This is a genomic window from Xanthomonas hydrangeae (genome assembly GCF_032697525.1).
Lineage (GTDB): Bacteria > Pseudomonadota > Gammaproteobacteria > Xanthomonadales > Xanthomonadaceae > Xanthomonas > Xanthomonas hydrangeae.
Genome location: NZ_CP103836.1, coordinates 1,107,657 through 1,131,021, shown reverse-complemented (window position 1 = coordinate 1,131,021; position 23,365 = coordinate 1,107,657). Strand labels below are relative to the sequence as shown.

14 protein-coding genes are annotated in these 23,365 nt (G+C 65.1%); 11 read left to right on the top strand and 3 right to left on the bottom strand.

Translation table 11 applies throughout. The features are described 5' to 3' along the window. Nucleotides 1-102 precede the first annotated feature (102 nt). The gene (locus NYR97_RS04525; protein ID WP_316698020.1) at nt 103-2,808 is read left to right on the top strand and encodes a PAS domain S-box protein; all 2,706 of its coding nucleotides are present in this window, start codon (nt 103-105) and stop codon (nt 2,806-2,808) included. A gap of 795 nt (nt 2,809-3,603) precedes the next feature. Here NYR97_RS04525 and NYR97_RS04520 read toward each other — a convergent pair. Together NYR97_RS04520 and NYR97_RS04515 are read right to left on the bottom strand one after the other, a co-directional pair. Beyond that, on the bottom strand, nt 3,604-5,733 hold the full coding sequence (locus NYR97_RS04520; RefSeq protein WP_316698017.1) for a methyl-accepting chemotaxis protein: 2,130 nt from the start codon (nt 5,731-5,733) through the stop codon (nt 3,604-3,606). A 354-nt stretch (nt 5,734-6,087) separates the two neighbouring features. Then, nucleotides 6,088-7,542, bottom strand: coding sequence for a cellulase family glycosylhydrolase (locus NYR97_RS04515; RefSeq protein WP_316696859.1), 1,455 nt, complete (start codon nt 7,540-7,542; stop codon nt 6,088-6,090). A 211-nt stretch (nt 7,543-7,753) separates the two neighbouring features. Between NYR97_RS04515 and NYR97_RS04510 the strand changes: the two genes are divergently transcribed. The 9 genes from NYR97_RS04510 (at nt 7,754) to hemC (ending at nt 21,009) form a co-directional block, all read left to right on the top strand. Beyond that, entirely contained in the window at nt 7,754-9,238 is a 1,485-nt protein-coding gene (locus NYR97_RS04510) for a SulP family inorganic anion transporter (protein ID WP_316696858.1), read from the top strand. Nucleotides 9,239-9,487: 249 nt separating this feature from the next. Then, entirely contained in the window at nt 9,488-10,471 is a 984-nt protein-coding gene (locus NYR97_RS04505) for a GGDEF domain-containing protein (protein WP_316696857.1), read from the top strand. A 174-nt stretch (nt 10,472-10,645) separates the two neighbouring features. Beyond that, entirely contained in the window at nt 10,646-12,295 is a 1,650-nt protein-coding gene (locus NYR97_RS04500) for a M28 family metallopeptidase (protein WP_316698015.1), read from the top strand. A 1,076-nt stretch (nt 12,296-13,371) separates the two neighbouring features. After that, a protein-coding gene (locus NYR97_RS04495) for an IS3 family transposase (protein ID WP_205394725.1) occupies nt 13,372-14,711 on the top strand; the annotation gives its coding sequence in 2 pieces (ribosomal slippage) (nt 13,372-13,807 and nt 13,807-14,711; 1,341 coding nt in all). A 696-nt stretch (nt 14,712-15,407) separates the two neighbouring features. Next, on the top strand, nt 15,408-17,345 hold the full coding sequence (gene mdoH, locus NYR97_RS04490) for a glucans biosynthesis glucosyltransferase MdoH (RefSeq protein WP_205393653.1): 1,938 nt from the start codon (nt 15,408-15,410) through the stop codon (nt 17,343-17,345). A 159-nt stretch (nt 17,346-17,504) separates the two neighbouring features. Beyond that, nucleotides 17,505-18,170, top strand: a complete 666-nt coding sequence (locus NYR97_RS04485; RefSeq protein ID WP_316696856.1) for an alpha/beta hydrolase — start codon at nt 17,505-17,507, stop codon at nt 18,168-18,170. A 4-nt stretch (nt 18,171-18,174) separates the two neighbouring features. Beyond that, nucleotides 18,175-19,218, top strand: coding sequence for a sensor histidine kinase (locus NYR97_RS04480; protein ID WP_316696855.1), 1,044 nt, complete (start codon nt 18,175-18,177; stop codon nt 19,216-19,218). A gap of 30 nt (nt 19,219-19,248) precedes the next feature. Beyond that, nucleotides 19,249-19,980, top strand: coding sequence for a LytR/AlgR family response regulator transcription factor (locus NYR97_RS04475; protein ID WP_210762892.1), 732 nt, complete (start codon nt 19,249-19,251; stop codon nt 19,978-19,980). A gap of 114 nt (nt 19,981-20,094) precedes the next feature. Beyond that, nucleotides 20,095-21,009: a hydroxymethylbilane synthase gene (gene hemC / locus NYR97_RS04470; protein WP_316696854.1), complete on the top strand. Its 915-nt coding sequence runs from the start codon at nt 20,095-20,097 to the stop codon at nt 21,007-21,009. Between the two features lie 209 nt (nt 21,010-21,218). Here the strand turns inward: hemC and NYR97_RS04465 are convergent, their stop codons facing one another. Beyond that, nucleotides 21,219-22,019, bottom strand: a complete 801-nt coding sequence (locus NYR97_RS04465) for a DUF481 domain-containing protein (protein WP_316696853.1) — start codon at nt 22,017-22,019, stop codon at nt 21,219-21,221. A 341-nt stretch (nt 22,020-22,360) separates the two neighbouring features. Here NYR97_RS04465 and NYR97_RS04460 point away from each other — a divergent pair, with 341 nt between their 5' ends. Then, entirely contained in the window at nt 22,361-23,326 is a 966-nt protein-coding gene (locus NYR97_RS04460) for a helix-turn-helix transcriptional regulator (RefSeq protein ID WP_006451607.1), read from the top strand. Nucleotides 23,327-23,365: the final 39 nt, after the last annotated feature.

The following is a 23,365-nucleotide window of genomic DNA, read 5'->3' as shown; positions in this document are numbered from 1 at the left end:
CAGAACAGGACAATCGGCCGAGGGTAGTGGCTGGTTGGCGGCGCCGCAAATGCTGTTTGGCAGTGTCGCTGCGGCTGCCGTGCCCCAAGACAGGCCGCAGATCTGAAATGCCGTGTAAGCGGACCCGGCCGCGCGCGACTCAAGTTGATCCTCGCCTCGCCGTTACTTGGGGCGACCTACCTTGACCAGACGCTACCCGCCGATCACGCCATGACCGTCCTGTTGCCGCCCGTGCCGATGCCCGCCAACGACGCCTTGCGCGTGGAGGCCGTGCGTCGGTTGGGGGTGCTGGACACCGAGCCCGAGGCCGAATTCGACGACATCGCCTGGTTGGCCGCGCACGTCAGCGGCGCGCCGATGGCGCTGGTGTCGCTGCTGGATGCCGACCGTCAGTGGTTCAAGGCACGCTGCGGCACCGATCTGGAAGGCACTCCGCGCAGTGTGTCGTTCTGTTCTTACGCGGTGATGGGCACCGAGCTGCTGGAGGTGCCCGATGCCGAGGCCGATCCACGCTTCGCACTGAATCCGCTGGTCACCGCTGCGCCGGGCATTCGCTCCTATGTGGGCGTGCCGCTGATCGGCCGCGAAGGCTATGCATACGGCACCTTGTGCACGCTCAGCACCAAATCGCGGGTCCTCGACGAAAACCAGAAACAGGCGCTGATCCGGCTGGCACGCCAGGCCGCCAATCAACTCGAGGCGCGCCGCGACCGTTTGGCCGCGCAGGCGCAGCGGCAGACCCTGAGCCGTTTGCTGGAAGCCATGCCTGATGGCGTGGTTGCCTGCGATAGCGAGGGCCTGTTGCGCGAGTTCAATCATGCCGCGCGGCAATGGCATGGCACCGATCCGCGCCTGTTGCCGCCGGTGCAATGGGCGCAGCATTTCGATCTCTACGCTGCCGACGGCAGTACCTTGCTGCCTACCGAAGCCATCCCCCTGGTGCGTGCCTGGCGCGGCGAGCACGTGCGCAATGCCGAGATGGTGATCCGTGCCACCGGCCAGGCCGCGCGCAGCGTACTGTGCAACGCGGACCCGGTGGTCAGCGATCAGGGCGCCGCGTTGGGTGCGGTGTGCGTGATGCACGACATCACCCAGTTGCGCGATGCCTCGGCTGCGCTGGCGGGCGAGCGTGCGCGCTTGCAGTCGTTGGTGGACGCTTCGCAGGACGTGGCGATCATCGCCTTCGACCCGAACGGGCGCATCGAGCTGTTCAATCCCGGCGCCGAGCGCCTGCTGGGCTACGCAGCGGACGAAGTGCTGGGCCGCTGCCCTGCGCAGTTCCATCTGCCGGCCGAGCTCGAACGGCACATGGCCACGCTTGCGTTGTCGCCGCCGTCGTATATCAAGCTGGCCGCCGCTGCCGCAGGCGATGTACTCGAAGAAGAAATCTGGACCCTGGTGCGCAAGGACGGCGGGCTGCGGCGGGTGCGGCTGTGCTTCAACGTCATCCATGACGCCCAGCAGGGACTGGCCGGCTACCTGGCGATGGCCATCGACGTCACCGCCGAGCTGCAGGCGCAGGCGGCCGCGCAGCTGGCGGCCGAGCACTTCAGGGGCGCGTTCGAAACCGCCCCGCAGGGCATGGCGATCGTCTCGCTGGACGGCGCCTGGCGCGACGTCAACCCATCGCTGTGCAGCATCCTGGGCTATCCGCGCGAGCAGTTGCTGCGCACCACCTTCCAGACCATCACCCATCCCGACGACCTGGAGATGGATCTGTGCTTTGTGCAGGAATTGATCGACGGCAAACGCGACAGTTACAGCATGGCCAAGCGCTACATCAGCCAGCAGGGCGCGGTGATCTGGGCGCAGTTGTCGGTGTCGCTGGTGCGCGACAGCAGCGGTGCACCGGTGCATTTCGTCTCGCAGATCCAGGACGTCACCGAACGCCATGTCGCCGCCGAACGCCTGGCCGAAAGCGAGGCGCGTCTGCGCGCGATCAGCGATGCCACACCGACGCTGGTCAGCCAGTTCGATGCCGAGCAGCGTTGCCTGTTCGCCAATGAAGCGCATCGCCACTGGCTCGGCGTGGAGCCGTCCAGCCTGGTCGGCCGCCATCTCACCCAGGTGCTGGGCGATGACCTCAGTACCCCGGCGCGCGCTGCGCTGGCGCAGGTAATCGGCGGGCAACGCGCCAGCTTCGAACACGTGTTACGTGGCGGCGCGACACCGCGCGATGTGGAAATCACCTTGGTGCCCGCGACGCAGAGCGCATCGACGCAGGCGCAAGGGTTCTTCCTGATGGCGCACGACGTCACCGCGCACAAGTCATTGCATCGGCTGATGCACGAACGCGCCACCCGCGATGCCTTGACCGGTCTGCCGAATCGCCACGCCTGGTCCGAAGCGCTGCAGATCGCGGTGACCCAGGCGCAGCAACAACAGCGCGCGGTCGCCGTGATGTTCCTGGACCTGGACGGCTTCAAACGCATCAACGACGTGCACGGTCACCGCGCCGGCGACGCGGTACTGGTGGCCTTCGGTCGCTGCCTGCAGCAAGCGGCCGGCAGCCGTTATCTGGTGGCCCGCCTGGCCGGGGACGAATTCGTGGTGTTGCTGGACGACCTGCAAGACCCGCAGACCGAATGCGCGGCAGTGGCAGAACGGATTCGCACCGCTGCCGCAGCGGGCGCCGTGTTCGGTGAACAACACCTGCCGATCCACTCCAGCATCGGCGTCGCCTGGCAACGCGGCCAACACGCCGACGCCGCCAGCCTGATGCACGCGGCAGACGAAGCGATGTACGCCACAAAACGCGCCCGCTGCGGCAACGACACATCTACTGCCGGGCGCGATGCCGCGCGGTAGTCAAGCGCGCGCCGCTCCCTTCTCCCGCCGGGAGAAGGTGCCCGCAGGGCGGATGAGGGCACGGCCTACCCACAAAGCTGCGTCAATCAGGAGCACTCCCTTCTCCCGCCGGGAGAAGGTGCCCGCAGGGCGGATGAGGGTACGGCCTACCCAAAAAATTGGATCAATCAGAAGCGCGCATTGCACTTCTGGATTTTGTGAGTAGCGATGCAATCGCATCGATCAATCTTCACTCCCCGCGATGAAGCTCACCATCTCGGTCGTCTTGAGAGGTGATAAAGGGTGTGGATGCGTCGATTGCAGAGCGGGCGATCTGTGGCCTGGCTGCAGGGCCCTTGCCCGCCCACCATCGCGGGACACGCCGCAAGTACGTCCGTGTAGGCTCTTACGCGGCATCCATGCCGCGTAAGGTCCCGCGACGGTGGGCGGGCAAGGACCAGTCAAGATGGTCGGTGTGTATGGTTTTCAATAAAACAGCCGGCAAACTTTTTGGTGCGGTGTCCTCACCGCTTGCGGGACCGTGTGGGGGCATGGATGCCGCCACCGAGCCCCCAGGGATGGGTTCACGGCGTGTCCCGCGAGCGGTGAGGGCACCACGCCCTCGACTCACCTAGCTTTGATTGTTGATCCGTCGCTTGGCTGCAAGGACCAGTCGATTTGGTCGGTGTGCATGGTTTTCAACAAAACAACCGGCAACTGTCTGGTGCGGTGTCCTCGCCGACCCAGGCATGCGCATTAGTGGCGCGCATGCCGTGCCTTCTCGCCCCGCAGGGCGAGGGGCTATGCATCCATCAATCAAGCCGCCTGCACGACCGAACGCTGTTGCGTTGCAGCTTGCTCCGGCACCAACCGGAACACCGCCACCGCGCGCGTCAGATCCGCGGCCTGATCTTCCATGCTGCGTGCGGCCGCCGTGGCTTCTTCCACCAGCGCGGCGTTCTGCTGGGTCATCTCGTCCAACTGCATCACCGTGGTGCTGACCTGCTCGATGCCCGCACTTTGCTCGGTGCTGGCAGCGGTGATCTCGGCCATGATGTCGGTCACGCGCTTCACCGAACTGACCACCTCGGTCATGGTGCTGCCGGCCTGTTGCACCAGGGTCGAGCCTTGCGCGACTTTTTCCACCGAGTCGGAAATCAGCTGTTTGATCTCCTTGGCGGCACCGGCCGAGCGCTGCGCCAGGGCGCGCACTTCGGTGGCCACCACCGCAAAGCCGCGGCCTTGTTCGCCGGCGCGTGCCGCTTCCACAGCCGCGTTCAAGGCCAGGATATTGGTCTGGAACGCAATGCCGTCGATGACGCCGATGATGTCGGAAATACGCGCCGACGATTGCGTGATCGCCTGCATGGTGCTGACCACTTCCTGCACCACGCGGCCGCCGCTTTCGGCGACATCGCCGGTGCCCTTGACCAACTGGTTGGCCTGGCGCGCGTTGTCGGCATTCTGGCGCACGGTGGAGGTCAGTTCTTCCATCGATGCGGCGGTTTCTTCCAGATTCGCCGCCTGATGCTCGGTACGCGTGGACAGGTCGGCATTGCCGCTGGCGATTTCGCCGGCCGCCGTGTTGATCATCTCGGCCGAGTGCTGGATGCCCTGCACGATGCTGGTCAGCTGGATCGCGGTGCGGTTGGCGGCATCGGCCAGCCGGCCGAACGCGCCTTCGTAATGCGACTCCACCCGCTGCGACAGATCGCCATCGGCAATGGCGGCCATGATGCGGCCCACATCGTCCAGACCGGCATCGGCCTGCTGCATCAGTCGGTTCAACGCCTGCACCATTTCCGCAAACGCGAACTGGTAGCGCGATTGCTCGCCACGTGCAGAGAAATCGCCGCGCGCCGCGGCATCGGCCAGGCGCGCGATATCGCTGTTGATCGCCGACAGATTGCCCTTCACCGTATCCAGCGCTTCATGCAATGCCGCGCGCTGGCCGGGCAGGCGGCGCATGTCGCGGCGCAGATCGCCACGGCCGTAGTCGCTCATCACGTCCATCGCTTCGTTGATGGCATCCAGATGTTCGAACACCACCGTGTTCACGCCATGCGCCAGCGTGCCGTAATCGCCGGGGAAATCTTCCGGGATGCGGTGTGCGATGTTCTCGCCCTGCTGCAGACGGATCATGGTCTGCATCTCGCCGTTGAAGCGCTGCAGCTGGTTCTGCATCTGCTGCATGCTGTGCATCAGCTGGCCGGTTTCATCGCGCGATTCGACCCGGATATCGTTGTCGAAACGGCCGGAGGCGATCGCCTCTGCGGTGCGCGAGGCGGCACGCAGCGGCGCGGCCATGGCCGAGGCGATCAACCAGCACAGGCCGATCACCATCGCCACCAACGCGCCGCCGATCAACGTCAAGGTGCGCGTGAAGCCCCAGGCCTGCACCTGGATGTCTTCGGCGTACACACCCATCACCAACACCCAGTTCCAGGCCGCAAAGGTCTTGGCATAGCTGATCTTGGGCAACTGTTCTTTTTTACCCGGCTTGGGTGCGTTGTAATAGCTGAAGCCGTCGCCACGCTCGATCGCGGTCTTGATGTCGCGATACACGTACTGCCCGGCATCGCTCTTGTAATCGCTCATGTCGGTGCCGACGGCGCGCTTGGGATGCATCAGGATGCGCATCTGCGGATCGACGATGAAGAAGTAATCCACGCCATCGTTGGTGCGCATGTCGGCAAGCGTTGTACTTGCCGCTGCCTTGGCCTGTTCGACCGTCAACTCGCCAGCTTTGACCTTGTCGGCATAGTGCTGCATCACGGTGAGGCCCATCTCGACCTCGGTCTTGACGCTGAGCTTGCGCGCCTCCACCAGATCCAGATATTGCAGGCGCGCTGCAGCCACCGCGAGCAGGATCACACCCACGGTCAGTAGCGTGCAGAGCAGGACGAACTTGCGGGTGAGCGGGAGATTGGCAACGTGACGACGCAATAGCGACACAACAGGCATGGCAACGACATCCAAAACGCGCGCAGGGCGCTATGGCATGGATATCGGCTGATTCGCATCCGGGTTGAATGCTGATTGCGGCAGCGTCTGCTTGAGCGGGGCAGGTCATGCAGCAATGCGATAGCTGCCGATACAACGTAGGAGCGCCCTCGGGCGCGATGAAGCGTTATCGATAACGCTTCATCGCGCCCGAGGGCGCTCCTACAAGAACATGCAGATGGCGGGCATCGATCCATGATCCCTCGATCGATGCATGACGCCGCATGCTTACATTGCAAACTGCCCGCAGCGTGTAGCGCAACGGCGGACACGCGCTGCGTGCCCGCCTCACCGCACTCAGCTGGCCGCGCAGAAACCGAATTCAGCGGTTGCACCCGCTGCCAGGGTGCGATTGAAGTCCACCCCACTGGCCTTGAGCGTACTGCCGCTCTGCGACCAGGTGACATTCCAGGCATTGTTGACGGTGCCGCTGACCGGCAGCGAGATCGACCAGGTGCCGCTCCCGGTGCCGATGTTGGTGACCTGCACGCGATTGCAGGAACCGCCGCTCCAACTGCTGTCCACGATGACATTGGTGCTGAAGCTGCCAGTGGGAGTCGGTGTCGGAGTGGGCGTCGGAGTTGGCGTTGGCGTGGGAGTCGGTGTGGGGGTAGGCGTCGGCGTCGGCGTGGTGCTGCTCACCGTGCCCCACAGCGTGCGCAACAGGGTCATCTTGTCTTCGCGCACGCTGATCCAGTCGTCGCGCAGGATGCCGCCGGTGTCGCCGCTGTTGGGATTCCACGACCAGTAGAAACCTTCGTTGATGCCCTTGCTGCGCAGGTACTTCACCAGTGCGTCCTGCCACACCTTGTCGCGCGCATCGCCTTCGCCGTACTTGCCGCCGAACTCGCCCAGCAGCAGCGCATGCGTGCCGGCGAACTGGCCGAAGTGACGCTCCCAGATCGCGGGCATGTTGTTGGGGAAGTTGCTGTCGTTGAAGTACGACTGCACGAACACGTCCGGCCCGTACACATGCGGTGCCAGCAGCAGCCGATTAGCCGGGATGTTCAACGGCGTGCAGGCCAGCGGCTGCAGATTGCCGCCCCAGAAGATGCCGCCATTGGTCGAGCACACCGGATTGTCGGTGATGCCTTCCACCGCAATGATCCACTTGGGCGCCACCGCCAGCACCGCAGCCGAACCGCGCTCGGCGGCCTTGTTCCAGTCGGTGGCCGCGTTGCCGGTGCCCCAGGTGGCGGCGCCGTGCGGTTCGTTCTTCAGATCCACACCGATCACGCTGGGCACGTTCTTGTAGCGGTTGGCGACAAAGCGCAAGTCGTCCAGCCATTGCGCTTCGGAATAGGAACTGGTGTACCAGAGCTCGGAAATGGCGCCGCAATCGGGCGTGTGGTGATCCAGCAGCACGTAGATGCCGCGGGCGTTGAATTCGTTGATCACCTTGTCGAGGATCTGCAGCGAGGTCAGGCCCTGCAGATCGGGATTACGGCCATAGTCGATGCTGCTGGGCATGGTGGTGGCACGCAGCGTGGCCGGGCAGAACGGCAGGCGCACGGCGTTGAAGCCCAGGCCCTGTATCTGGATGATCATGTCCTTCCAGTTGCGCGCCCACAATCCATGGATGACATGGTTGCCGGTCTCGAAACCGAACACGTTGACGCCCTTGAGCTGGACCACCTTGCCGTTGTCGTCGACCACCTTGTTGTTGCTGATGGAATAGCTGAAGGCCGGTGTGGCGGCCAGCGCCAACGCCGTAGCCAGTGCGAGCGTGCTTGCAGTCCTGAAAATGGACATGGTGGTCTCCCTAGCGAACCCGGCTCGACACCCGAACCCGGTGAGGGGGGCATCTTGGTCTTCGGTTGCGTCGTTTGGCGTGACCCGGACCACAGAAAAGCGCATTGCCGCACCGATCACGCGCAGGCTGCGGGCGGGGTCGCTTTCCCGCACACTATTGCCGCTGCGCAGTGTCCGCAGGCTGTCCTTTCTGTCCCCGGAGTGTCTTCCCATGTCCTTCTTGCGTGCCGAACTGGCGCAATGGCGCGCCTCACCCGCGCGCGAACTGATGGCCGGTGCGGTCGCAACATTTGCCCTGATTCCCGAAGTGATCGCGTTCGCGTTCGTGGCCGGCGTGGACCCGCAGGTGGGGTTGTTCGCCTCGTTCGTCATTGGCATCGTGATTGCGTTTTGCGGTGGACGCCCGGCGATGATTTCTGCTGCGGCCGGCTCGGTGGCGCTGGTGGCCGCACCGCTGGTGGCGGCGCACGGGTTGCCGTATCTGCTGGCGGCCGGGCTGCTCGCCGGTGCGGTGCAGATCCTGTTCGGCTTGCTGCGGCTGGGCGTGCTGATGCGCTTTGTCAGCAGCTCGGTACGCACCGGTTTCGTCAATGCGTTGGCGGTGCTGATCTTCGCCGCGCAGCTGCCGCATCTGTACGGCGCCAACCTGACCACCTGGGCGATGTTGGGCGTGGGCCTGGCGATCATCTACGGCCTGCCGCGGCTGCGCCTGCCGGGTGTCTCGGCGATTCCCTCGCCATTGCTGTGCATCCTGCTGCTGACCGTTGCAAGCACGGCCTTGCATCTGCCGCTGAAAACCGTGGCAGATCTGGGCAAGCTGCCGAACGCGCTGCCGTTCCTGCAATGGCCGTCGGTGCCGTTGACGCTGGAAACCTTGCGCATCGTCGCCTTGCCGGCCTCGGCCATCGCGATGGTGGGCCTGCTCGAATCGCTGATGACTGCGCGTGTGGTCGACGAACTCACCGACACCCCGAGCGACAAGAACCGCGAATGCACCGGGCTGGGCATCGCCAATGCGGCGGCCAGCCTGTTCGGCGGCATTGCCGGCTGCGGCATGATCGGGCAGACCGTGGGCAACGTGAAATACGGCGGCCGTGGGCGATTGTCGACGTTGTTTGCCGGTGTGTTTCTGCTGATCCTGATGGTGGCGCTCAAGCCGTGGGTGTCGCAGGTGCCGGTGGTGGCGTTGGTGGCGATCATGGTGATGGTCTCGGCCGAGACCTTCGACTGGCGCTCGCTGCGCACCGTGGTGACCCATCCGCGCACATCCAGCGTGGTGATGCTGGCCACCGTGGCGGTGACCTTGCTCACCCACAACCTCGCTGCGGGTGTCGCAGTGGGTGTGGTGTTGAGCGGGGTGTTCTTCACCTTCAAGGTGGCCGGGCTGCTGCAGATCGCCCATGGCGACGACGATGGCGTGCGCACCTATACCGTGCGCGGGCAGGTGTTCTTCGCCTCGGCCGACGTGTTCATCGATGCCTTCGACGCGCGGCAGGTGCCGGGCCGCACGGTGCTGATCGACGTAAGCCGCGCGCATTTCTGGGATATCACCGCAGTGGCGGCGCTGGACAAGGTGGTGCAGCGGCTGCGTCACCATGGCCTGGAGGTGCAGGTCACAGGCTTGAACGCCAGCAGCCGGCGGCTGATGCAGGCGCACGCGCTGGGCGAAGACGCGCTGGAATCTTCGCTGCCCTGAGCACGGCAGGGCGGGTGGGCGCATTCGGCCTGGCCGCACATAGCCGGCACGCACCCGGCTCCCGGGCTGGCTGGCCGCACGCTGAGCGTGGCCGGCCAGCGACCTCAAGTTCGCCTGAATAGCGCCGATGAACCGACATCAAAGATTGCCGGTGATCGTCGTGATGCCAGTGCGTTCCAGCCCGAGATGTCTGCCTGCGTGCCGCCAGCAGTGCTGCGGGCGGGCGTCCGTGCACGGGATGGCGCGGCGATGACCAACGAACCGCTGCTGGAACGGATGGTGGACCTGACCGCCATTCGCGATGCCGATCTGCTCGATCTGAGCCTGCTGCGCACCGTGCGCGAAGTCTGTGCAGCTGAAGAACTCTCACTGCTGCGCATCGCTCCGGACGGCCGCACCATGGCCGAAACACGGCTGCGTGAGGACGGCCGGCTGTCGTCGACGGTGGCCGAGATCCGCGACGCGCAGCTGCGTGCGCAGCTCGCCGACGCACGCGGGGCGGGCGATGTGGTGCAGCTGGAGGAAGACGGCCGTGCACTGCTGGTCTACCCGATGATGGAAGCGCGCGGCATCCGCACGTGCCTGCGCGTGGGTGGTTCGCGCGTTCCCGGCACCGCCGAGCAGGCGATGCTGCAGGGCTTTGCGCGTTTTTTCCAGAATTACCGCAGCCTGCTCGACGATGCCCAGCGCGACGCGCTGACCGGTCTGCGTAACCGCAAGACCTTCGACGATGTGATCCTGCGGCTGTTCGCAGGCGGTGCGGCGGATGCGTCGGCAGGGGAAAGCGTGTGGCTGGGGATCGTGGACATCGATCACTTCAAGCGCGTCAACGACAGCTTCGGCCATCTGTACGGTGACGAGGTGTTGCTGCTGGTTGCCCAGCTGATGCAGCGCGCGTTCCGTCAGGACGACCTGCTGTTCCGCTTCGGCGGCGAGGAGTTCGTGATCGTGCTGCGCGGGGTGGACCGCGATACGGCGGTGAGCCTGTTCGAGCGCTTCCGGCTGGCGGTGGCCGAGTACGCTTTCCCGCAGGTGGGCAAGGTCACGCTCAGCACCGGCATCGTCGAATTGACCCATGGCCGCTTGATCAGCCAGATGATGGACGAGGCCGACAAGGCGCTGTACTGGGCCAAGCAGCACGGTCGCAACCGCGCCGAGGTCTACGCCGAGTTGGTCGCCAGCGGGCAGATGCAGCATCTCACCCAGCAAGTGGGCAGCGTCGATCTGTTCTGACCTGTGTCATCCATGGATGGCAACGTAGTACCGCGCTGCGTGATGTAGCCACATTGCCAATGCACACACCCGGTCAAACGCCGCAGTGGCTACACTCCAGGGCTGTCTGGACAACACCTGGGTGCTGCAGTGAAGCGAGCTGTGATGAAGCAAGTTGTGACGAAGCGAGCCGTGATCGAGCGACTTGCGATGGGAATGCTGGCCATGGCGGTCTCGACTGCAGTCATGGCAGCGACGCCCACCTTCGATGGCGCGCGCATCTCGCGCGACGTCAAGGAACTGGCCTCCGACGCCTACGAAGGCCGCGGCCCGGCTACCGCCGGCGAAGAAAAGACCATCGCCTACCTGAGCAAGCAGTTCGCTGCCGCCGGCCTGGAGCCGGGCGGCGATCTCGCCAACGGCAAACGCGCGTGGACCCAGGCGGTGCCGCTGCGGCGCGCCGATATCGTCGGCACACCCACCATCGCTTTGCAGAATGCCGGCAAGCCGCAAACCCTGACCCAGGGCAAGCAGATCGCCATCCGCGCTGCGCTGGATGGTTCCTCCACCGTCGACATCGCCAACGCACCGCTGGTGTTCGTCGGCTACGGCGTCAAGGCGCCGGAGCGCGACTGGGACGACTTCAAGGGCGTGGACCTGAAGGGCAAGATCGCGGTGGTGCTGATCAACGACCCGGATTTCGAAACCGGCAAGGGCGCCTTCGACGGTGCCGGCATGACCTACTACGGCCGCTGGACCTACAAGTACGAAGAAGGCGCCCGCCAGGGCGCGCTCGGCGTGCTGGTGGTGCACGAAACCGCGCCGGCCTCTTACGGCTGGGACACGGTGGCCAGCTCCAACACCAACAGCATGTTCGATGTAGTGCGCGACAACCCGCGCGCCGCGCACCCCACCCTGGAAGGCTGGATCCAGCGCGATCTGGCCAGCGAGTTGTTCAAGCATGCCGGGCTGGATTTCGACACCTTGAAGAAGCAGGCGCAAACGCGCGGCTTCAAGCCGGTCGAGCTCAAGGGCCAGGGTCTGAGCGCCAGCTACCAGGTCAAGTCCGACGTAATCACCTCGCACAACGTGGTGGCGCGCCTGGAAGGCAGCAAACGCCCCGACCAGACGCTGATCTACAGCGCGCATTGGGACCATATCGGCGTGGGCAAGCCGGACGCACGCGGCGACACCATCTTCAACGGTGCGCTGGATAACGCCAGTGGCACTGCGGCGTTGCTGGAACTGGCACGCGGTTTTGCCGCGGGGCCCAAGCCGGAGCGCTCGGTGGTATTTCTGGCGGTGACCGCCGAAGAAAAGGGCTTGCTGGGCTCGGAGTTCTACGCCTCCAAGCCGCTGTATCCGCTGGACACCACGGTGGCGGTGATCAACATGGACGGCATGAACCCGTTCGTGCCGGCGCGCGATTTCGGCATTTACGGCACCGCAAAACTCGAGCTGCTCGACCAGCTCAAGACCGTCGCCGGGCAGTGGAAGCTGCGCTACACGCCCGATCCCAAGCCGCAGGCGGGGTATTTCTTCCGCTCCGACCATTTCTCCTTCGCCAAGCGCGGCGTGCCGGCGTTGTCGTACGCCTCCGGGCAGGATTGGGAAGTGGGCGGCGTGGCCGCAGGCAAGGCCGCCTCCGACGACTACACCGCCAAGCGCTATCACCAGCAGGGCGACGAGTGGAAGCCGGACTGGACCTTCGCCGGTGCGGCGCGCGATCTGGGCGTGCTGTACGCGCTGGGCCAGCAGCTGGCCGATTCGCGCCAGTGGCCGAACTGGAGCAGCGACTCGGAGTTCCGCGCCACCCGCGACGCCAGCGAGGCGGCACGCAAGTAAGAGGGGGGCGACGGACAGCTTTCATCCCGTTGCCGACCAACGTAGAGCGATAGGCTGCGGCTTTGCTGCAAGGCCCTTGCCCGCCCACCATCGCGGGACACGCTGCAAGTACGTCCTTGTAAGCTCTTACGCGGCATCCATGCCGCGTAAGGTCCCGCGACGGTGGGCGGGCAAGGACCAGTTGAGATGGTCGGTGTGCGTGCTTTTGAACAAAGCCAACCTATAACTGTCCCGCGAGCGGTGAGGGCACCGCGCGCTCGACTAACCAAGCTTTTTGACTAGATCTAAAGGGCGCTACGACTCGACGTTTCGATTGTCTTCTCTTGTCTTGGAGTGGTTGGACAGTGCGGATAGATCACTTGCAGAGCGGCTGATCTGCGGCTTGGCTGCAGGGCCCTTGCCCGCCCACCATCGCGGGACACGCCGCAAGTACGTCCATGTAGGCTCTTACGCGGCATCCATGCCGCGTAAGGTCCCGCGACGGTGGGCGGGCAAGGACCAGTCGAGATGGTCGGTGTGCATGGTTTTCAACGAAGCGACCTACGAACTGTCTGGTGCGGTGTCCCCACCGATTGCGGGACCGTGTGGCGGCATGGATGCCGCCACCGAGCCTCCACGGACGGATTTACGGCGTGTCCGCGAGCGGTGAGGGCACCGCGCGCTCGACTAACCAAGCTTTTTGACTAGATTTAAAGGGCGCTACGACTCGACGTTTCGATTGTCTTCTCTTCTCTTGTCTTGGAGTGGTTGGACAGTGCGGATAGATCACTTGCAGAGCGGCTGATCTGCGGCTTGGCTGCAGGGTCCTTGCCCGCCCCCCATCGCGGGACACGCCGCAAGTACGTCCTTGTAGGCTCTTACGCGGCATCCATGCCGCGTAAGGTCCCGCGATGGGGGGCGGGCAAGGACCAGTCGAGAGTGTCGGTGTGCATGCTTTTGAACAAAGCAACCTATAACTGTCTGGTGCGGTGTCCTCACCGATTGCGGGACCGTGTGGCGGCATGGATGCCGCCACCGAGCCCCCGGGGTGAAGTGACCCCCGGAAGTTGGACACTCCGTCCAACTCCGAGGATTTCATGCACAGATATGACGCTCGCTTCAAACTTCAGGTCGCCAAGGAGGCCTGCAAGACCTCCATCTCGGTCAAGGCGGTGGCTCGCCGTCATGGTCTGGAGTTCTCCACGGTCAGGCGTTGGGCAGCGACCTATCAGTTGCACGGTTGGCGCGGGTTTCACCGCAAGGCCCGCTCCTATGATCTTGCGTTCAAGCTGGAAGTTCTTGAAAAGATGCGCCAAGAGGGGATGTCTGCGCGCGAGGCCACGACCTACTTCCAGATAGGCAGCGCCGGTGCGGTAGCGCATTGGCAACGGCTGTATGCTGACGGCGCCGCCCAAGCGTTATCGCCGCCCCAGAAGCCGATGAAAAAAAAACGCTCGTCCAAGCCCGCCGAGGACATGAGCCGCGATGAGCTGCTTAAGGAAGTGGCCTACCTGCGTGCGGAGACGGCCTACTTAAAAAAACTCGATGCCTTGATCCAGGAAGAGCAGGCGGCGCAGCGCGCAAAGCGCAAGCCGTCCACGGATTGAGGCAGACCTACGCACTGCCGCTTTTGCTCAAGGCGGCCGAGCTATCGCGCAGCACGTTCTATTACCAGATTCGTGCCCTGGCCCGTCCCGATGAAGGTGAGATCGACCTGTGTGAGCGCATCCGCGCGATTTACGATGAAAACCAAGGGCGCTATGGCTACCGCCGCATCGCACTGGAACTGGCCAATCAGGGTGAGAGGATCAACCACAAGCGGGTGCAGCGCCTGATGGCCGGACTGGGGCTGCGATCGCGGGTGCGCATCAAGCGCTATCGCGCATTCAAGGGCGCAGCCAATGTCATCGTAGCCAACGAACTGAGCCGCCAGTTTGAAGCTCAGATGCCCAACCAGAAGTGGGTGACCGATGTCACCGAGTTCAAGGTGCAGGGCATGAAGCTCTATCTTTCACCGATCATGGATCTGTACAACGGCGAAATCGTGGCCTATCAGATGAAACGCCGACCGGTATTCGACCTGGTGGGCCAGATGCTGGATCAGGCAATCAAAAAACTTTCGCCCGACGCTCGGCCGATGATCCACTCTGACCAGGGATGGCACTACCAGCACGAGAACTACCGGCATCAACTCGAAAAGCACTCTCTGAAACAAAGCATGTCCCGACGCGGCAACTGCTTGGACAATGCGGCCATGGAGAGCTTCTTCGGGACGCTGAAGTCCGAATTCTTTTATCTAAACAGCTTTGACAGCGTCGAAAGTCTGGAAGCCGGGCTGGTGGAGTACATCAGGTACTACAACGAAGACCGGATCAAGCTCAAATTGAAGGGCCTGAGTCCGGTAAAATACCGGGAGCAGAGCAAGCTGGTCGCCTGATCGCCCAACTGTCCAGCTTTTGGGGGTCACTTCATGGATGGGTTCACGGCGTGTCCCGCGAGCGGTGAGGGCACCACGCCCTCGACTCACCTAGCTTTTGATCGCATCTGAACGACGCAACGACTCGCAATTCCGGTTATCTTGAACCGATGAGTGTGCGCAGAACGCACCTTTCGTGGCTTGCATTGAAGTTGGTGCAGGACCCACATCGCTGATTCCGATACACCATGACGCGCACGCTGCCTTCAGTTCCAGTCAGCGTCATCGCCGCGATCGCCAGCGTCAGCACACTGGCGATGCAACCGATTGCACTTCCTGGCACATCACTTGCAGTTGTCTTACACGACAACGTGGTTCGCCGCCCGTGACAGCGCGCGCGTCAGGCTGCAATCTGTTGGGGTTGTGTTCGGTCGCTGCGGCGTAGTCTGCCGCGCTGTCCTCGTCGGGTGGGGCGAAGACGACAGAAAGCGGCCTTCGCTTCCTTAACGATCGATTCTTTAGGATGAGCCGCGACGTGAAGTTGCAGCCAGGAGAGCTTGTGCATCGGAGTGGTCTTAGAGCTGCCAAACCTGCGACGTGGTCGCACACCGTCGGGCTCGCCCACGACACGGTGCGTGTGGCAACGGCATTTTACATGGCGGGGATGGATCTCCCGTTTCAGCTCGCGCTGTCGCCTTCGCGCGACGGGCAGCCTTGATGGACGGCATTGTGACTTCTTCTCCCGCACCTACCGAATTTCCCTCCATCTCCGCCCTCGACGCCGGCCAGCCCACGCTGCCGCCCGAAGCGCCGCTGGCGATGCCCGAACAAGACCTGCGCAAAGGTAGCCTGCAGGTGCCGCATCAGCGTACTGCGCCGGTGGGTATCGGCGTGCGGCGTTTCTATCTGATCGGCGGCACCTTCGCCACTACTGCCGTGGCGGTGTGGGTGATGCTCAGCGTGCTGTGGCCTGGTGGCATCAGCGTGCTGGAAGGCTGCCTGCTCGGGCTGTTCATACTGTTGTTCGCCTGGATCGCGATGTCCTTCGCCAGCGCGGTGGCCGGCTTTGTCACCGTGGTGGCGCGCGCCGGACGCAAGCTCGGCATCGACCCGGATGCGCCGCTGCCGACATTGCACACGCGCACTGCGTTGCTGATGCCCACCTACAACGAAGACCCACGCCGGCTGCTGGCCGGCCTGCAGGCGATCTACGAATCGGTGGCCGAGACCGGCCAGCTGGAACATTTCGACTTCTTCGTGCTCAGCGACACCACCCGCGAACACATCGGCGCTGCCGAAGAACTGGTCTACAACGAGCTGTGCGATCGCGTCGACGGGCATGGGCGCATCTTCTACCGCCGCCGCGCCGACAACGCCGCGCGCAAGGCCGGTAACGTGGCCGACTGGGTGCGGCGTTTCGGCGGCAGCTACCCGCAGATGCTGATCCTGGACGCCGACAGCGTGATGACCGGCGACACCATCGTGCGGCTGGTCGCCGGCATGGAAAACAACCCGGATGTGGGGCTGATCCAGACCCTGCCGGCGGTGGTCAACGGGCAGACCCTGTTCGCCCGCATGCAGCAGTTCGGTGGGCGCGTCTACGGGCCCATCATTGCCTTCGGCGTGGCCTGGTGGCATGGCGCCGAGAGCAATTACTGGGGCCACAACGCCATCATCCGCACCCAGGCCTTTGCCGATCACGCCGGCCTGCCGGCGCTGCGCGGGCGCAAGCCGTTCGGCGGGCATGTGCTCAGCCACGATTTTGTCGAAGCGGCGCTGATGCGGCGCGGCGGCTGGGCCATGCACATGGTGCCGTACCTGCAGGGCAGCTACGAAGAAGGCCCGCCCACGCTGACCGACCTGCTGATCCGCGACCGTCGCTGGTGCCAGGGCAACCTGCAGCACGCCAAGGTCGTCGGCGCCAAGGGGCTGCACTGGATCAGCCGCATGCACATGCTGATCGGCATCGGGCATTACTTCACCGCGCCGATGTGGGGCATGTTGATGCTGATCGGCATCGGCATTCCGCTGGCCGGGGCCGGCATCGACCTGGCCCAGGGCCTGCCGTTCTCGCCGGCGCGCTATTGGCACGGCAGCAGCGAAGGCAACGCGATCTGGATCTTCGCCTGCACCATGTTCGTGCTGCTTGCGCCCAAGCTGCTGGGCTATATCGCACTGCTGCTCAACCCGCGCGAACTGCGTGCCTGCGGCGGTGCGTTTCGCGCCATGCTGAGCATCCTGCTGGAAACTGTGTTGGCGGCCCTGATGGCGCCGGTGGTGATGTATCTGCAGTCGCGCGGGGTGTTCGAAGTGCTGGCAGGCAAGGATTCGGGGTGGGACGCACAGGTGCGCGACGACGGCAAGCTGGCGTGGCCGGCGCTGCTGCGCAGCTACGGCGGGCTGACCATTTTCGGCCTGTTCATGGGCTCGATGGCCTACGTGGTCTCGCCGTCGCTGGCGGCCTGGATGGCGCCGGTGATCATCGGTATGGCCTTGTCCATTCCGGTGGTGGCACTGACCTCGTTGCGCCGCACCGGCCTGGGTCTGCGGCGTGCCGGCATCTTCTGCATTCCCGAAGAACTCGACCCGCCCAAGGTGCTGGTGCGTGCGGCCGAACTGCGCCGCGCCGCTGCGCTGGAGCCTTCGCTGATCTGAGCGCGGCACGCTGCGCGCGGCCTGCCGCGCCTGCGGGTCGTGCCTGGCAGGCCGCCCCAGGCACGCCCGGACCGATCGCCACGCGAGGCTTGCCCGCTGCGTGATCGGGCCGGCCGATGTCGTAAGGCATAATGCCCAGCCCGCAAGCGGAGCTGGACGATGTTGGAAGTGATCGAACGCGAGACCGGACCGAACCCGCAGTGGACCGTGCTGTGGCTGCACGGCCTGGGTGCCGATGGCAGCGACTTCGCCCCGATGGTGCCGGAACTGGTGCGCCCGCACTGGCCGGCGCTGCGCTTCGTGTTCCCGCACGCGCCAATCCGCCCGATCACCATCAACAACGGCGTGCGCATGCGCGGTTGGTACGACATCGTCGGCATGGATTTCGCACATCGTGCCGACAAGGCCGGCATCGCCGAATCGGTGGCCCAGATCGAGGCGTTGATCGCCCATGAGCAGACCCGCGGCATCGCCCCCGAGCGCATCCTGCTGGCCGGCTTCTCGCAAGGTGGCGCAGTGACCCTGGCGGTCGGTCTGCAGCGCAGCGTTGCGCTGGCCGGGCTGATCGCCCTGTCGACCTATCTGCCCGACCCGACAGCTGCCGCCGGCCAGTTGCAGCCGGCTGCCACTCGCCAACCGGTGTTCATGGCGCATGGCAGCGCTGACCCTGTGGTGCCGTTCGGTGCCGGCGAGCAGAGCGCACAGACCTTGCGCACGCTCGGCTTTGAACTGGAATGGCACACCTACCCGATGGGCCATCAGGTCTGCCTGGAAGAGATCGAGGCGCTGCGCAACTGGATGCAGGCGCGCTTCACCGCCGCCTGAGTGCATGGCCCCGCGCGCGCCACAGATCGCCTGGATGCCGGACCTGTGCCGGCTGCCACGGTTGGGCGCGATGCTGGGGCTGGCCGAGCTGGTGGTGCTGGTGGTGCCCGATGCCGGTGCGGCGCGCAGCATCACGCTGTCGCGTTTCGTGTCGGCCAGCGGTCTGGCGTTGTGGTTGGCGCTGGCTGTCACCGTGCTGCTATGCGTCTTGCGGCCCAGCCTGTCGCGGCTGCCGCCCAAGCTGGGCGGCTTGACTGCGTTATCCATCGCCGCCGTCGTGGCGATGCTCGGCGCCGGCATCGTGCACGGCCTGTATGCGGTACTCGGGCAGGCACCGTTGGGGCCGCTGGTGGGCTTCTGGCGGTTCACCCTCGGTAGTGCGGCCACGGTGGTGCTGATCACCGCGCTGGCGCTGCGCTACTTCTATGTCAGCGACCGCTGGGAAGCGCAGGTGCAGGCCAATGCGCGCGCGCAGGCCGATGCCTTGCAGGCGCGCATCCGCCCACATTTCCTGTTCAACAGCATGAATCTGATTGCCAGCCTGTTGCGGCGCGACCCGGTGGTGGCCGAGCAGGCGGTGCTGGATCTGTCGGATCTGTTCCGCGCCGCGCTCGGTGCCGGCGAAGGCCTGTCCACCTTGCGCGCCGAATGCGAACTGGCCGAGCGCTATCTGGCGATCGAATCGCTGCGCCTGGGCGAGCGCCTGCAGGTGCGCTGGCATCGCCAGGAACCCTTGTCGTGGGAATTGCCGATGCCGCGCCTGGTGCTGCAGCCGCTGGTGGAAAACGCGGTATTGCACGGAATTTCGCGCCTGCCCGAGGGCGGCACGCTGTACCTGTCGTTGCGCCAGCGCGGCAACCAGTTGCAGATACGCATCGTCAATCCGGCTCCGCAGCCGGGCACCCAGTTGCCGCTGCTTGCCGGCGCCGGGCACGCCCAGGCCAGCATCTCGCACCGGCTGGCGTTTCAGTTCGGGGCCGGAGCACGGATGGCGGCCAGCTGGACTGAGGGCTACTATGCCTGTGAGATCACATTGCCGCTGCCGTGAGGGGAAAGTCACGGCAGTGAGGGAGAGTCCATGACGGCCACGCAAGTGCGGGTGCTGATCGCCGATGACGAGCCGCTGGCGCGCGAGCGCCTGCGCATGCTGCTGGGCGAACATCCGCACGTCGAGGTGATCGGCGAGGCCGAAAACGGCCAGCAGGTGCTGCAGCAATGCCAGCACCTGCATCCGGATCTGGTGCTGCTGGACATCGCCATGCCCGGCGTCGACGGCCTGGAAACCGCGCGCCTGCTGCGCCAAGGCCAGCAACCGCCGGCGGTAGTGTTCTGCACCGCCTACGACCAGCACGCACTGTCGGCCTTCGACGCGGCCGCACTGGATTACCTGATGAAGCCGGTGCGCCCGGAGCGCCTGGCCGCCGCCCTGGAAAAGGTGGCCACCTTTCTGGCCGGGCGTGCGCCCAGCGCCACCCCGCCACCGCTACGCACGCATTTGTGCGCACGCCTGCGCGGCAGTCTGCGGCTGATCGCCATCGGCGACATCCGCTATCTGCAGGCCGAAGAGAAGTACGTCATCGTCCACCACACCCGTGGCGAGGACCTGATCGAAGAGTCGCTCAAATCGCTGGAAGACGAATTCGCCGACCGCCTGGTGCGCATCCACCGCAATTGCCTGGTCGCGCGCGCCGAGCTGGTGGAACTGCGCCGCAGCGGCGATGGCCAGGTGCACGCAGTGCTGCGCAATGTGCCGCAACCCCTGGAAGTGAGCCGCCGCTGCGTGGCCAGCCTGCGCGAGCAATTGCGTTAGGGCGCGCCATGCCGCGTGTGATGAAATCCGTTGGCCGTCAGCGACGCTGGTGCCGCGTGGTGCCCGCTTGCGCTCCAGGTAGGCGTTACGCGCCCGGTCCGGGATAATGGCGGGATGACCACGCTCCGCATCGCCACCCGCAAGAGCCCGCTCGCCCTTTGGCAGAGCGAACACGTCGCCACCGCGCTGCGTCAGCACCATCCCGGGCTGGAGGTCGTGCTGGTGCCGATGAGTACCCGCGGCGACGAAGTGCTGGACCGCTCGCTGGCCGCGATCGGCGGCAAGGGCCTGTTCCTCAAGGAACTGGAGCTGGCGATGCTGCGCGGTGAGGCCGATTGCGCGGTGCATTCGCTCAAGGACGTGCCAATGGAACTGGACGCGCCGTTCGTGCTGCCGGCGATCATGGAGCGTGGCGATGCGGCCGATGCGCTGGTGTCCAACCTTTACGCCACCGTGCAGGCGCTGCCGCTGGGCGCGCGCGTGGGCACCTCGTCGCTGCGTCGCCAGGCGCAGTTGCGCGCCGCGCGCCCGGATCTGGAACTGATCGACCTGCGCGGCAACGTCAACACCCGCCTGGCCAAACTCGATAACGGCGGTTACGACGCCATCGTGCTGGCCTGCGCCGGTTTGCAGCGGCTCGGGTTCGATGCGCGCATCACCGCACGGCTGGACGTGCCGGAGTGGTTGCCGGCACCTGCCCAGGGCGCAGTGGCGGTGGAATGCCGCGGCGACGATGCGCACATCCACGGCCTGCTGGCGGTGCTGGATGCCGGCCGCACCCGCGCCTGCGTTGAGGCCGAGCGTGCCATGAACCGCGCGCTGCACGGCAGCTGTCATGTGCCGGTGGCCGCGTTCGCGCGCTGGGAAGGCGACGGGTTATTTCTGCAGGGCATGGTCGGCAGCGCCAGCGACGGACGCCTGATCCACGCGCAGGCGCACGGCAGTGCCGAGGACACCGAAGCACTCGGCCGCCTGGTCGCGCAAGGCCTGTTCGACAAGGGCGCCGCGCAGTTGTTGGCGGAGCTGTAACGCAACGCTGCCTCGACCTGTAACGCGGCCCGCAGCAACGCGGCGGCAAGTGCAAGTCCAGACCTTGCCGCCAAGCAAGCAATGCCCGCCCTCACGCAGCGCCCGCCCTTCGTAGGAGCGGCCCTGGCCGCGAGAGGCGTTACCGATAAAGCCGCAGGCATTACCGAGAAAGCCCTCGCGGCCAAGGCCGCTCCGACCTTCGCGGTGGCTTACTTGAACGTGTAGACCAGGTTGACCGTGGTCAGCGTGTCGGTCTTCTTGTCGCCGTCGCTGACCTCGCTGTTGTGGCGCATCTGCCACGCGGCCTTGAGCGCGAAGTGCGAGTTCATGCTGACCTGCACGCCGAAATCGTTCTGCGCGTAAGTGTTGTACTCGCCAGATTCCACCAGCAGCGTGTTGATCAGGTCGGTGTTGTCGGTGACGGTGTATTTGAGATCGAACAGGCCGCGCCCGATCAGGCCGGTCTCGTTGCGATCTTCGTCGCTGTTGTGCGCGCGGCGGATACCCGGGCCCACCTGTGCATCCAGATAAAAACGGTCGGCGTTGATCAGCCGCGTGCCGTAGCCGATACCGAAGGTGGCCAGGCGATCGTAGGTGGCGAAGTCGTCGTGTTCGTAACGGCCGGTGGCGGTGAGCTGGCGGTGTTCGCCCAACTGCAACGCACTGCCCACGCTGCCGGTGTAGCGCTCGGCGGTGGTCTGGCGCTCGCGTTCGGTGCTGCCGTCGTCGTTGGTGTTGGTGTACTCGGAGCTGGAACGCAACGCGGTGGCGTCCAGGCTGTGGATCCAGTCGCCGTCGGTATAGCGCAAGCGGACCCGGCCATTGAGGCTGTCGGTGGTGCTGTTGCCATGGGCGGCGGCGTAGCCGAGCTCGCCACTGCTCCCGCTCCACGGCGACGGCATCACAGCGGCGGCGGGGTCCACCGGCGCCGGTGCGACTGCCTGGGCCCAGACGGTAGGCGTGATCAACAAAAGCGGCAGCAGGGCAGACAACGGGGCACGGCGGGGCATGGGCGGCTCGCTTTGGAAGGCAGGGGCGAAAGAGGGTGGAAGCGATTTCATGATAACGGACTGGGCGGCTGCGTCATGACTAGGTGAACGCCGCGCTTCATTGGCGGTTCGGTCGGTAGTCGCCGATGGCGCCGGCCCGGCTTGATCTGGCCGGGCCGGCGCACCTCGAGCAGGCGCACGGCGATCGAGCGTGCCACTATCGCGAGTGTCACTTGCAGGAGCGATGCAGCACCGCAGCAAGGCCGGCCCTGCGCGGGTCTGCGCATGCGGTCGGCCCGCCATTGTCGCTTCTGCCCATCCGCGCTCACCCTGCCGCGCAAAGACTCGGACATAATCCACGCATGGACCGCTACGAACGCATCAACTCCCTGCATCGCTTGCTCAAATCGGCGCGCTACCCGGTCACGGTGGCGCGGCTGCAGGATGAGCTGAGCTGTTCCCGCGCAACCGTGTATCGCGATCTTGCCTTTCTGCGCGATGCGCTGATGGCGCCGGTGGAAGGCGATGGCGAATCCGGCTTCCGCTATCTGTCCGGCGAAAGCGACCGCTTCGAGTTGCCCGGGCTGTGGTTGAGCTCGGAAGAGCTGCACGCGTTGCTGGCGTCCCAGCAGTTGCTCGCGCGCACCGGCGGCGGGGTGCTGTCGTCGATGCTGGCGCCGTTGCAGCAACGCATCGAAGGGTTGCTGGCTGCCCAGGCCGGTGTCTCGCAATGGCCGGTGGATCGGGTACGGGTGATTCCGCACCGCGGGCGCAAGCTGGATGAGGCGAGCTTCCGCACCGTGGCCTCTGGCGTGCTGGAGCGCAAGCAGCTGAGCTTCGACTACCGCGCACGCTCCACCGACGAATCGACCAAGCGCATCGTCTCCCCGCAGCGCATCACCCATTATCGCGACAATTGGTATCTGGACGCCTGGGATCACGGCCGCGACGGCGTACGCAGTTTTGCGGTGGACCGCATCAATCACGCGCGCCTGCTCGAAACCGTGCCGCGCGATGTGCCCGACAGCGAACTGGACGAGCAGTTGGCGGCCAGCTACGGCATTTTTTCGGGTGCGCCAAAAGGCTGGGCGACGATCGCCTTCAGCGCCAAGGCCGCGCGCTGGGTCGCCGACGAGCACTGGCATTCCAAGCAGCAGGGGCGCTTTCTGCCCGACGGCCGTTACGAGCTCAAAGTGCCGTACAGCAACTCACGCGAACTGCTGATGGACGTGCTGCATTACGGTTCGGATGCGGAAATCGTCGAGCCGGTGTCGTTGCGCGAGCAGGCCAAGGCATTGTTGTCGCTGGCGCTGAGCAACTACGACTGAGCGTGGCGCGCAGGACGTAACGCGCACTCGTTAAGCGGT